8 protein-coding genes are annotated in these 13021 nt (G+C 47.8%); 7 read left to right on the top strand and 1 reads right to left on the bottom strand.

All coding sequences use genetic code 11. The annotated features are described in order from the left end of the window. Window positions 1-203: 203 nt before the first annotated feature. The 6 genes from A3860_RS19520 (at window position 204) to A3860_RS19495 (ending at window position 10203) form a co-directional block, all read left to right on the top strand. Window positions 204-923, top strand: coding sequence for a hypothetical protein (locus A3860_RS19520; protein ID WP_081148743.1), 720 nt, complete (start codon window positions 204-206; stop codon window positions 921-923). 181 nt (window positions 924-1104) lie between these two features. After that, window positions 1105-1854 (top strand): DeoR/GlpR family DNA-binding transcription regulator, encoded by a 750-nt coding sequence (locus tag A3860_RS19515; protein ID WP_081148740.1) that lies wholly within the window; start codon window positions 1105-1107, stop codon window positions 1852-1854. Window positions 1855-1977: 123 nt separating this feature from the next. After that, a complete protein-coding gene (locus A3860_RS19510; protein ID WP_081148738.1) occupies window positions 1978-5136 on the top strand; it encodes a SusC/RagA family TonB-linked outer membrane protein in 3159 nt (1052 codons plus the stop codon). A gap of 17 nt (window positions 5137-5153) precedes the next feature. Beyond that, window positions 5154-6866: a SusD/RagB family nutrient-binding outer membrane lipoprotein gene (locus A3860_RS19505; RefSeq protein ID WP_081148735.1), complete on the top strand. Its 1713-nt coding sequence runs from the start codon at window positions 5154-5156 to the stop codon at window positions 6864-6866. A 24-nt stretch (window positions 6867-6890) separates the two neighbouring features. Continuing rightward, on the top strand, window positions 6891-7673 hold the full coding sequence (locus A3860_RS19500) for a DUF4397 domain-containing protein (RefSeq protein WP_081148732.1): 783 nt from the start codon (window positions 6891-6893) through the stop codon (window positions 7671-7673). Window positions 7674-7737: 64 nt separating this feature from the next. Then, window positions 7738-10203, top strand: a complete 2466-nt coding sequence (locus tag A3860_RS19495) for a hypothetical protein (protein WP_081148729.1) — start codon at window positions 7738-7740, stop codon at window positions 10201-10203. Here A3860_RS19495 and A3860_RS19490 read toward each other — a convergent pair. Continuing rightward, window positions 10197-11570, bottom strand: coding sequence for a nucleoside recognition domain-containing protein (locus A3860_RS19490; RefSeq protein WP_173820231.1), 1374 nt, complete (start codon window positions 11568-11570; stop codon window positions 10197-10199). The two genes, A3860_RS19495 and A3860_RS19490, sit on opposite strands and share 7 nt — an antisense overlap. Window positions 11571-11763: 193 nt before the next feature. Between A3860_RS19490 and ychF the strand changes: the two genes are divergently transcribed. Further along, on the top strand, window positions 11764-12861 hold the full coding sequence (gene ychF / locus A3860_RS19485; RefSeq protein ID WP_081148726.1) for a redox-regulated ATPase YchF: 1098 nt from the start codon (window positions 11764-11766) through the stop codon (window positions 12859-12861). Window positions 12862-13021 lie beyond the last annotated feature (160 nt).

Here is a 13021-nt window from a genome sequence, read left to right as displayed (position 1 = left end):
CCTCAAATTACTTTTGAGACAGCCTCTTTGCTTTTGGTGTAAACATTACACCTTGGCCAATAATTGTCTGATCTGTTTAATAAAACCGGGCCCATTTTGCAGAACCGGTAATAAAAATTCAATTTTCCTGAAGAAATTACAATTACCCCCCTTACATTATTTATTGCCTTAATAATTGGTAGCTTTATAGAAATATGGGGCATATGAAACCTACTATCATTGACCATCCTTTTCATGTGATAAAACTGGAGTACAACAGTGAGGCGCCTTTAAGCGCGTTGGAACAGGAAGCCATTGAAAAATATGTTGCGCTGCACAACCAATCGCAGGAGTACAGCCAGGTATTGACGAAACTACTTACTTACTATACCTCGGCCACCAAAACATTACATCAATGCCAGGTTATTTTCAACAACCTGCAAAACGAATACCTGTTGCTAACGCCCATGCTGCATTACCTGCAGGAAGGCGGCCCGCTTACAGAAAACGAAATTGAATCTATCGACGAAAATGAACGCGTGTGCTACGACACCCAGCCGCTGCTAACGCAATTGCATACCTTTAACCATACCTTCGATGCCTATGCCGATGGTTTAATGGCCGCAGAAAAGGAATACGCCGGTACTGAACAGCAACAGGAAAAACTGGAACTGCAGTTTGATGATTTCGATGACAATTACTTCTCCCCCATTATCAGGAACTATAAGGAAATGGAGATCGACATTTGCAGCCTCGATGAAGACTTTGATAATTTCAGGGGCGCATTCAGCGAAATATACAAGCTGGTCGATAGCCTCACAGACACCCGTAATATCTTCCTCGATCAGCATATAAAACTACAGAACAGGATCATTGACCTCGATAAAGACATCGTGGCCCTGTTTACGGCCATCAATGGCGAACAACGATCGAATCCCAACTAATGCTTTCTGCTTTTTGTTGCCCCCAACTGTAAAAGCAACTATACGCTCCCGTCAACCCGCATAATACCGCAACAATGCAGTATTTGTGGAAAATTTCACGCATATTTTGCGCTATCACCCTCGATTCATGCACTTTTATGCGGCATATTGAGTATATTTGGTTAGTAACCCCTAACTGCATATGCTTAAAAAGGAACGTCAGGCGTATATTTTACACCAGGTGAACCTGCACAACAAGGTTCTTTCGTCTTTATTAAGTCAGGAAATACGTGTTTCTGAGGATACTATCCGCAGAGATCTGCAGGAACTTGCCGATGAAGGCAAGATCATAAAGGTTCATGGCGGCGCACTCAGCCACTCCTTTAATGAAGTGTATTATCCAACCGATAATGTATACTCACAAGACCACAAAAAGATCATCGCCAACAAGGCAGCAGCCCTTATTCAAAACGGCATGTTTGTGCTTACCAGTGGCGGCACCACCATCATTGAGCTGGCGCGGGCCCTGCCCCGGCAGTTAAAAGCCACCTTCATGTCGGGCAGCATACCTGCCATTCTCGAATACATGCAGCACCCGAGCATTGACGTGATCATGATCGGCGATCGCATTTCAAAAAGCTCCAAGATCACCATTGGGGCCGAAGCCATCACCAAAATAAAACAGATCAATGCCGACCTGTGCCTGCTGGGCATCAATGCCATCGACCTCAAACATGGCACCACCGATAACGACTGGGAAGTAGTACAATTAAAAAAAGCAATGATCCAGAGCGCCCAGAAGATCGTTTGTTTGACCATCTCTGAAAAGATCAACACACTTCAACCTATTCACATTTGTGATATTCAGCACATCGATGTTCTTATTACAGAATTACCACCTGACGATCCCAAACTGAAGCCATATACCGACGCGGGCATTCAGGTGTTGTAAGACCTGTTTTTCCAAACCTTATGAAAACGGTTAACCCTAACTGTTTCAGCCTGCAACAGGTTGAATGGTTATTGCTATGTCAGTATTGTATGCATCACTGATTAACGAACCAAAAAAACTGTTATGAGAACTCCCCTAAAACTGCTATTGGCAGTTGTAATGACCTTTCATGGCCTGATCCTTACCGCGCAGGAAAAAACGATTTCCGGTACGGTATTGAGCGACGACGATGGCCAACCACTCCCAGGCGTAACCGTTACCAATGCAACCACTAACAAAAGGGTGCAAACCAACCAGGCCGGTTATTTTTCCATTGCAGCCGAAAAAGGACACAAGCTCATTTTTACCTATGTTGGCTACAGCGCCAAAGAGGTAATTGTAAGCGACGACAAACTCGTTAACACCCGCCTGGTATCGAGCAGCAAGGAAATGGATAATGTGGTAGTTACCGGTTATGGCCAGCAACGCAACAAACGTGAGCTGGGCTACCAAACCGTGGTAGTAAAAGGGGAAGATGTTGCCCAAACAAGAAGGGATAATTTCCTGAACGCTTTGGCCGGGCGGGTACCCGGCATAACGGTCACCTCTACCTCAGGTGTGCCGGGCGCCAGTGCGCAGATCATGCTGCGGGGCGGTGTTTCTATAGGTGGCAATAACCAGCCTTTATTTGTGGTTGATGGCGTACCTATGGACAACAGCGCCGTTGACCAGGAAAACCTGGTGAGCGCCTCACAGGCAACCGGAAGCGCCGCTACCCTGTCGCTGGCCGGCCGCAACCAGGACTATACCAACCGTATAGCCGACATTAACCCGGAAGATATTGAAAGCATCACCATTTTGAAGGGGCCCGAAGCCACTTCTTTGTATGGTTCAGATGGCGCCGCAGGCGCCATCGTGATCACCACTAAAAAAGGCAGGGCCGGTCAAACAAAGATCAACTACACCAACTCGTTTACCCGGTCTGAAGTGTACCGGTATCCGCAGATACAAACAACCTATAGCCGCGGTAACAATGGCATCTCAGACCTTACCGCCTATAACAACGCCAATTCCGCCTATGCCCTCGGCTTCCCCTACTTTGGACCCAAATATCCCGAGGGAACGGTTAAATACGACAACCTCAAAAACTTCTTCCAGAAAGCTTTTTCTACCCAGCATAACCTGAGCGTGGAAGCCGGCAGTGCCGATTTTAATTACCGCTTATCTGTAGGCTATCTCGATGAAAATGGCATTGTGCCCAATACCAGCTATACAAAGGCCAACGTACGCCTCTCGGCCAATGCCAAACTGAACAAAATGATGAACGTAAGCTCAACCTGGGCTTATATCTACAGCACCAACCATAAACCCATTAAAGGCCAGGGCAGTTTTTACACCAACCTGCTGAGCATTCCGCCCGATATTGATATCCGTGATTATACCAATGCCGATGGCAGCCGCAAACTGCTGCGCGGCCTTACCGCCACAGACGAGGTAGACAATCCCTTCTGGGAAGCGTATAAGAACTATGCCATCGATAAAACCGACCGCTGGACGGGCAATACCAATTTCACTTATAATATCTTAAAAGGCCTCACCTTCAATGGCATCATTGGCCTCGACCAGTATTCATCACAGGGATTGCTGTATTATCATCCACTATCAAGAGTAGCGTACACACTCGGCGGGTTTCTGGGAACCTATCAGCAGATCTACAGGGGCATCAATGGAACGGCACGCGTATCGTACCACAAAGTCATCGCCAATAAATTCTCGAACGATATTTATGCCGGAACCTATGTAGAGAACAACCACAGCGCCCTGAATGCCCAACGCGGTGAACGGTTCTACGAACCCGATTTTGTATCGATCAATAATACAGATCCCCTCTCGCGCGATGCGAAGCTTACCCAGTACAACGTACGGAAAGTGCGCTTCTATGGCGGTTATACCATCGGGTACGACAACCTGGCGTATGTTACGGTGACCGGCACCCGTGAAGGCGTTTCAACCCTCACTTCGCGGTTCAGGGACAAACAACCCTATTTTAATTATGCATCCATTTCAGGAAGCTTTATTCTCAGCGAGCTGCCATTCATGAAAACATTGAAATGGGTGTCGTATGCCAAACTGCGTTCCTCCTATGCTTCTACCGGTAAGGGCCCTATCCGGCCATATATAATTGACTATGCCTTCCAAACCCAGTCAACCACCGGCGGCGGTTACGCATTGGGTGTAACCCTCAACAATTTCGATCTTACGCCTGAGTTCTCGAACAATTTTGAAATAGGCGGTGAAGCCAAATTCTTTAACAACCGCCTCGGTATCGATGTGGCGTATTTCAAGAACCGGGTAAAGAACCAGATCATTGCCAACCGGCTCAGCTATGCAACCGGTGGTATCCTGAAATATATCAATGGCGGTAGTTTAAAAGCCGAAGGCTGGGAAATACAGTTGACCGGCTCCCCCGTTAAAACGAAGGATTTCAGCTGGGACATCACCGTAAACTTCGACAAGGCCCGCACCGTTATTGAAAAAATGCCGGCCGACCTGCCCTTCTATTACGATTCAGATACCTGGTTATATGGCAATGTGCGCTCACAGGTAGGGGTTGGACAGTCGCTGGGCAACCTCTCGGGCAATACCTATCAAAAAAATGAAAAAGGGGAATTGCTGATAAGTCCTACCAGCGGTTTGCCCGTAACCCAGGACCAGGGCTGGGCGCCCATTGGCGACCGCACACCCGACTACAAACTGGGTATTATCAACAGCCTGAGCTGGAAGGACCTCTATCTTTCTTTCAACCTCGACATTCGCAAAGGCGGCGACGTATTCAACGCCAATGAAATGATGATGACCATCCTTGGCGTAAGCAAAAGAACAGCGAACCGCGAAGAACCCCGCGTAGTAAAAGGCGTATTGAGCGATGGTTTGGAAAATTCGGCCAAACCAACGGTGAACACCATTGCCATTACGCCCTATTTCAGAAGCAGCTATTACAGCAGCACCAGTTCTATTTCAGATGCCGATTATGTTGAATCGGTGAACTGGTTAAGAATGCGCGACATTACCCTGGGTTACCAACTGCCGGCGAAGCTCATCAAACGGCAAAAAGTATTCAGGTCGATCTCGATCTATACAACGGTGACAGATGTATTCCTGATCACCAACTACTCAGGTGTTGATCCCAATGTGAATGGATTGAATGCCTCCAATACCCGTGGCTTTGGCGGATCGGGTATCGACTTTGGCGCCGTGCCTAACCCCAGAAGTTACAGCGCCGGGTTAAAGCTCAATTTCTAATCACTAAAAACCGAATAATGAAAAATAAAATAATTATCTCAATAGTAATGGTGAGCCTGCTGGTGCCGGGTGTGGGTTGCAAGAAGTACCTCAATGTGAACAGTGACCCCGATACCCCACAGGAACCTTCGCCTTCAAGTGTAATGCCCGCCATGCTGGCCGCCATGACGTATGGCCTGCAACGCGATGGCCGGTATATTAGTCACTATATAGCCAATTTTCACACCTATTCAAGCGCCATTGCCGACGCCAATTACGACAACCACGGTTACATTTACAGCAGTACCAATATGGGCGACCTGTGGTGGATGGCCTATTTCAGCATGGGCAATAACCTCAATTACATTACAGAAAAAGGGCTTGAAAAACAACAATACGATCACGTGGCCGCGGCGTATGCTTTGAAAGCCTGGGCCTTTCAATCGTTGACTGATGAGCATGCTGATATCATTTTCACGGAAGCCTGGCGCGATACCACCTATTACTTCCATTACAACCCGCAGGATGAGGTGTATAGAGGCGTGGATTCCTTATGCCGCGTAGCCCTGCACTACCTGGATACGTCAGCCGTAATGCCCGCCAATACCCTAAGGGTGGGCGATTACACCTATAATGGCGACCTCACCAGGTGGCGGAAGTTCGTATATGGCATACTGGCCCGCAACTATCATCACATCAGTAACAAAGCGGGATTGTATAACCCCGACTCGGTGATCAAATTCTGCGACAATTCATTCAGCTCGGTAGGCGATGATTTTGTAGTGCCATTTGACGGTACAAAAAATGAGAACGCCAATTTCTGGGGACCTTACCGCAACAATATGAGCAGCTTCAGGCAAAGTAATTTTATTGTTCGCCTGCTCGATGGCAGCACTTTTACCGGCAGCAATGCAGCCGTAAACCGCGACCCACGATTATCGCATATGTTGTGCGCCTCTTCCGATACCACCAATGGAAACGGCGGGTATTATGGCGTTGACCCCGGCAGCGGTGAACAATATGTAGCACTGAACCCACCCAACTCGTACCTGGTGAACGGGCAGCCACCTACATCAGGCACGGCCTTAACCAACTGGAAGAATGCCCGCAAGAAAACTGTTACACCCTGGGGTGATAGCGCTTATACCAACCCGGCATCAGGCGTTATCAATGATGTTGCCGGCAAATACCTGTTCAAGAACAAAGCGGTGATGCCGGTAATGACCTATTCAGAACTGCAGTTTATAAAAGCAGAAGCGGCGCTCCGGAAAAATGACCTCACTAAGGCCTATACCGCGTACCTGAACGGCATCAATGCCCATTTTGATTTCATCAACAAAAGCTATAGCAGCTACCGGGGCAATAGCTCCCTCTTCAATAACTATGCTATTACCGCTGCCGACCGTGCCCGCTACCTTGCCAGCGGTAATGTAAAACAAACAGCAGGCACATTAACGCTTACAGATATCATGCTTCAAAAATACATCGCCCTATGGGGCTGGGGTTTTCTGGAAACCTGGGTCGACCTGAGAAGGTTTCATTATATCGATCTGGACCCGGCCACCGGTCAACAGGTATATAAGAATTATTTGTTACCAGCTACCTTCTTCGGGTCAAATGGCGGTAAGCCCGTGTACCGCATAAGACCCAATTACCAGTCGGAATATGTTTGGAACCTGGCCGAACTGCAGAGACTGGGTGGTACAAAATCAGATTATCATACGCTTGAATGCTGGTTTAGCTTACCCTGATTCCCCCACTTCAAAACTTTAATCATGAAAAAATATATTCTTATCATAGGCATATTGCTTACAGGCGCGGTGATCGTTTTTTCCTGTAAGAAAAATACCATTTCAGTTGCCCCGTTTGATGTGGCGAGCGACAAAGCCCTGTTCAAACTTAATTATGCCTGTCCGTATAAAAGTATCGGCGCCGTACAGATCAAGATCGACGATATTCGCGTCAGCAACACCATTACGTATAACACGCCGTTTCCCGGTGGGGGGTTGAATACCGGTGGCAGCAGCAATGCCGATTACCTGAGCCTTTCGCCCGGTGAACACACGGTTTCTTTAAGTGTTCCCAAAGCCGGTAGCGACGAAGATTCTATAAAGGTGTATTCAACCACTGTAAACGTGGAAGCCAGCACCTATTATACGCTGCATGTAACCGATACAACCACCAATACCAACAGCCTGTTGCTGACCGACCTGAGCTCGCTGCCCGATTCAGGGCAATCGAAATTCACCTTTGTGAACCTGATACCGGGTTCGGCCATTGATCTGTATTTCGGGGCCACCAAAGTGGCCAGCAACATAGGCTTTAAAAATTCAACCGATACGTTTACGCTGGCCAGTGCATCGGCGGCCCTGTTTGCGATAAGGCCCGCAGGCGCAGCCGCCACTTCAACACCGCTGGCAACGTACCCTACGGCGGGCGGAACCACTACCTATTCAATACCCAACCAACGCGTATTCACCGCTTACGCCCGCGGCTATCTGGGATTGCCATCGGCCGATACGCGCAAAGCGCAATTGTCGTTCCTCTATAATAAATAAAACGTACTACAGCAGCCTGTATTAATGATGCAGGCTGCTGTAACTTATAAGCAAATACCGCACAATGAAAGCCGCACTAACTGTTATACTCCTCTTTACCTTTGCCACCCACCTGCTGGCGCAAACACCCGGCCTTTCGCCCGACTCGGCTTTGGCTGCGCTCAGGAACAATTACCCGCAGGAGAAAGTTTTTCTGCAAACCGACAAAAGTTATTACTTCCCCGGCGAAACCATTTGGATGAAAGCCTGGTGCACCCTCGATGGGGCGCCTACTTATTTAAGCCGCATACTGTATGTTGACCTGGTGAACAGCCAGGGTGAAGTGATCAGTAAAAAAATGTATAAGCTCGATAACCTCGGCAGCACGCCCGCCGACCTTGAGATATTACCCGCTGTAAAAAGCGGCAATTATACCATCAACGCCTATACGTTGTGGATGCTGAACTTTCCGCAATTCGTTTATCACCGCAACATCTATATCTATAACCCGGCCACTTATCAAAAAAGCCCGGGCATTGCATCCGGCATCAACCTGCAGTTCTTCCCCGAAGGCGGGGAACTGATCGCCTGCACCAAAAGCCGCATGGCGTTTATGGCAACCGATAACAATGGCTGGCCGGTAAGCGTGCAGGGAACGGTTGCAGATAACACGGGGAAAGAACAGGCCCGCTTTTCAACCCAACACGATGGCATGGGCGTATTGGAAATAGAGGTGGAAACAGGCAAAACCTATACGGCCACCATCGACAATCAAAGGGCACCATACAAGTTACCAGCTGTAAAGGAAGAAGGCATTGCACTGCGTGTGGAAAATTCCAACCCCAACCGGGCATTCGTATTATTAAGCCGGGCTGAAAAAAATAAGGAAAAATACAATCAATTGAAAGTGGTGGCGCAAATGTATCACCAGGTGGTATTTAAAGCCGGGCTGAATTTTGATGAAGGCCAAATGGCCGCGCCCATTCCTAAAAAGAACCTGCCGCCCGGCATTATGCAAATAACGGTATTCGACGCCCGCAATAACCCGCTGGCCGAACGACTGATGTTTGTAGAAAATTATAAATTAATAGCCCCTGCCATCAATACAGATACGCTGAATACAAAGCCCCGGGGAAAGAACCAGTTCAGCTTTTCGGTGAATGAGATCAACGCTGCCACCCTTTCCTGTTTGGTCACCAGCGATATCAGTGGCGTTTCTGATACTGTGGAAGACAATATCGCTTCTTCTTTTTTGTTGACCACCGACCTGCCCGGCACCATCAACAACCCCGGTTATTACTTCAAAAACAAAGAACCGCAAACCCTACAGCACCTCGATCTGTTGCTGATGACCCGCGGCTGGCGCCGGTTTGAATGGAAAAGGATTATGCAGAACGATTATATAACGTTGAAGTACCCGGTTGAATCGGCCATTTCGTTCAGCGGCAAAGTAACCAAAAGCGATCGCAGGGAACCGGTAAAAGAAGGCCGGGTGAGCTTTATTATCAAGGGCGATGATTCAACCTCCCTGCTGGCCGAAGCCACCCTTACCGATAAAGGCGAATTCTTACTGAACAATGTAAACTATATGAAAAGCGCAGCAGTGGCCTATATGGGCACCAATAGTAAAAGAGAAGCCTTTGTGGTAGATGTAAAACTGAACCCTTCCTATATTGACTCATTACACCAATCGTTATACAAACCCGGTTTTGACCTTGATACCATCGATTTGGCCGCCCGCAAAAATGCACTGGCCACCTATATCGACCGGCACATGATACTTACCGATACCTCGGCCTTTAAAAACGCCAAAATATTGCAGGGCGTGGTGGTAACGGGGAAGAAAGTATCAAAAGAAGATTCCCTGAACCGGGAATATGCGGGCGGGCCGTTCTTAATGGGCAAGGCCATTGACCCTTCCAACTTTAAATACGCCCGCAGCATTTGGCAGGTGATACAGCAAACCGTGCCGGGTGTAACCGTCGAAGGAAATCCCTTTGACCCCAAAGTATCGTTCAACCGCTTTGGCGGGCTGGGCAATGAAGATCTTTCGGTAAATGCAGGCACCAGTTCAGATGGCAGCATCAGCAACGACATAGTTATGCAAACAAATGGCATTGCCTATTACCTCAATGAAGTGAACGTATCAAAAGACATCATCAATACGCTGTCGGTAGAAGATGTGGCGCTTATTAAAGTGCTTCAGCACTCAGGCGCGGTGCTGGGCGCTGCACAGGGCGTAATTGCTTTGTACACCAAAAAAGGAGTGGCGGTCAACAAACAGCCTTTTGAAAAATCGTATACGGTGGTAAAACGGGAAGGCTATGCCGTTGTAAGGCAATTTTACAGCGCCGATTATACGCTGAACCCTGACGTCAAAGAAACCGATAACCGCCATACCCTGTACTGGAATGGAAAGATCAATCCATCAAAAGACGGCAAATACCGTTTTCGTTTTTTCAATAACGATAGCAGCAAACAATTCCGGCTGGTGATACAGGGAATTGATAAAGATGGGCAGTTGATCTATACAGAAAAACTGATTCAATGAGTTCCGCCAAAGAAAAGATAGGCTAAAATGATGGCCGTAATAACGCCTGCCAGGTCGGCCAGCAGCATGGTGCCAATGGCATAGCGGGTGTTCTTGATAGAAACAGAACCAAAATATACAGCCACCACATAAAATGTGGTATCAGCAGCCCCCTGAAAAATGCCGGAGAGGCGGCTGGCGAACGAATCGGGACCATTGGCGATCATGGTGCTCACCATCATACCCCGGGCCGCGCCCCCGCTCAATGGGCGTATTAACGCAGTGGGAAGTCCGTCAACAAACCGGGTATCGGCCCCCAGGTAAGCAAAGAAATTCTTGATGCCATCGATCACCATATCGAAGGTGCCGCTGGTGCGTAACATACTTACCGCAACCAGAATGCCCACCAGGTAGGGAATAATGCGAATAGCAGTATCAAAACCATTTTTGGCGCCATCGATAAAGGCATCAAAAATGTCGATCTTTTTATAAATTCCCCCCAATACGATCAGCAGGAATACCAGCAATATCAATCCATTGCTGAGTACGCCGGAAAAAAACTGCACGCCAGCGGCATCGAGGGTAGTGATGTACCATACCAATAAAGCCACTACGAGCGAAATGCTCAATACCCAAAGCACAATAACCGGTTGCAATAACCTGATCTTTTGCCTGAGCGATACCACGAACATGGCCGTCATGGTGCCTATGAACGTAACGATCATACAGGGCAGGAACACATCGGTAGGATCGCTGGCATGTTGCGCCGCCCTGATGGCAATAACGCTCACCGGAATGATATTAAAACCCGCCGCATGCAGGCACAGGAACATGATCTGCGCATTGGAAGCCACTTCCTTTTTTGGGTTCAGCTCCTGCAGGCTTTGCATGGCCTTTAACCCGAAGGGCGTGGCTGCATTATCGAGCCCCAGTAAATTGGCGGAAAAATTCATGATCATATGACCCATGGCGGGGTGCCCTTTTGGCACTTCAGGAAAGAGTTTTGAGAAGAAGGGCCCAATGATGCGCGACAGCAGGTTAATGCCCCCTGCCCTTTCGGCAATGCTCATAAAACCCATGAACAGGGCCAGCATGCCAATGAGTTCAATACACAGCGTCACCGCATCTTTACAGGTATCAACAATGCCATTAGCCACCTGGATCCTCACTTTTACATCGCCGGCCGATACCCTGCCGCTGGTTTCCAGGGTGTCTGCGAGGGAAGCCCGGGCCGCAGCAAGTGGGGTTGTTTTCACCTGCACCGAATCGCCTTTTTTGCCCACCACCATGGAGCTGAAGATCTGCTTTTCGCCAAAGGCGGCAAACTTGATAACAGCAACTAAAATGGAAATAAGAATAAAGGCACTCCAGATACGACTTAACGCCATAAGGGAATAAGATTAAGCGCTGAAGATAAAGGAATCCAGCCATATATTATCACCCGGTAATACCCTATCTTTGCGGCCCAAAAACCAGTTCTAAGTTCTTGGTTTTTTAGTTCGAAGTTCATCAAATACAAGACTGAAAACTAATTGACACTGAATTATAAGAGCTTAGAACTCAGTACTTAAAACTAAAAAAATGGCTTTACAAGCAGGAATTGTAGGTTTACCGAACGTAGGAAAATCAACCTTATTTAACGCAGTGAGCAACAGTGCGAAAGCACAGGCCAGCAATTACCGGTTCTGTACTATTGATCCCAACGTTGGACTGGTTGACGTACCCGATGCCCGCCTGCAAAAACTGGCAGAACTGGTACATCCCGACCGTATTGTTCCAACCCAGATAGAGATTGTGGATATTGCCGGCCTCGTTCGCGGCGCCAGCAAAGGAGAAGGATTAGGTAATAAATTCCTGGGCAACATTCGTGAAGTGGACGCTATCATTCACGTGATCCGCTGTTTTGAAGATGAAAACATTCTGCGCGATGAAGGCGCTATTAACCCCGTTGGCGATAAAGAGATCATTGATATAGAGCTGCAGCTGAAAGACCTGGAAAGTGTGGATAAAAAGCTGAGCCGCATTGAAAAACAGGCCCGCATTGATCCCAAATTTAAAGTGGAATACGACGTACTGGTACGCTGTAAAGAGCACCTGGAAAAAGGCAAAAGCATCCGTGAGCTTGACCTTACCAAAGAGGAACGCCCCGCCATTGCCGACCTGTTCCTGCTTACCGAAAAACCGGTGTTGTATGTAGCCAATGTTGATGAAGCCAGCATGCATACCGGTAACAGGTTCTCTGCCGCGCTACAGGAAGCTGTTAAAGGTGAAAATGCACAGGTGATCATCATGAACAACAGCATTGAAGCCCAGATCAGTGAAATGGAAGACCCGGCCGATAAGCAGATGTTCATGGAAGAATACAAAATGACCGAGCCTGCGCTTGACCGTTTGATACACTCAGCTTATAAATTACTGAACCTGCAAACCTATTTCACTGCCGGTGTGCAGGAAGTACGTGCCTGGACGATCCACGAAGGCTGGAAGGCGCCCCAGGCCGCCAGCGTTATTCATACCGATTTTGAAAAAGGATTTATCAAGGCCGAGGTAATAGCTTACAACGACTTTATTACCCTTGGTTCAGAAGCCGCCTGCCGCGACGCCGGTAAGCTGCGTATTGAGGGCAAGGAGTATATTGTGAAAGATGGCGATGTGATGCACTTCAGGTTTAACGTGTAGAATTAAACGAATATATTATTAGCTATAAGGTCTATCATTATTTAAAAGTGGTAGGCCTTTTTTGTTGTACTTTATTATTGGGGCTTGTATCCACTTTTTTGGTTCAAACTTTAAGCCCCACCCTACTTCTTTCCTTTTTTTAGAATCTCTCTTAAAGGAA

Origin of the sequence: Niastella vici, from assembly GCF_002077945.1 — a bacterium.
Classification (GTDB): Bacteria; Bacteroidota; Bacteroidia; order Chitinophagales; family Chitinophagaceae; genus Niastella; species Niastella vici.
The sequence above is the reverse complement of the archived record's forward strand: the minus strand, read 5'-3'. Positions and strand labels throughout refer to the sequence as shown.

Coding starts and splice junctions, on each gene's coding strand:
- A3860_RS19500 (WP_081148732.1), top strand. CDS start 6,891: ATGAAAAAATATATTCTTATCATAGGCATATTGCTTACAGGCGCGGTG.
- A3860_RS19490 (WP_173820231.1), bottom strand. CDS start 11,570: ATGGCGTTAAGTCGTATCTGGAGTGCCTTTATTCTTATTTCCATTTTA.
- A3860_RS19495 (WP_081148729.1), top strand. CDS start 7,738: ATGAAAGCCGCACTAACTGTTATACTCCTCTTTACCTTTGCCACCCAC.
- A3860_RS19505 (WP_081148735.1), top strand. CDS start 5,154: ATGAAAAATAAAATAATTATCTCAATAGTAATGGTGAGCCTGCTGGTG.
- ychF (WP_081148726.1), top strand. CDS start 11,764: ATGGCTTTACAAGCAGGAATTGTAGGTTTACCGAACGTAGGAAAATCA.
- A3860_RS19510 (WP_081148738.1), top strand. CDS start 1,978: ATGAGAACTCCCCTAAAACTGCTATTGGCAGTTGTAATGACCTTTCAT.
- A3860_RS19520 (WP_081148743.1), top strand. CDS start 204: ATGAAACCTACTATCATTGACCATCCTTTTCATGTGATAAAACTGGAG.
- A3860_RS19515 (WP_081148740.1), top strand. CDS start 1,105: ATGCTTAAAAAGGAACGTCAGGCGTATATTTTACACCAGGTGAACCTG.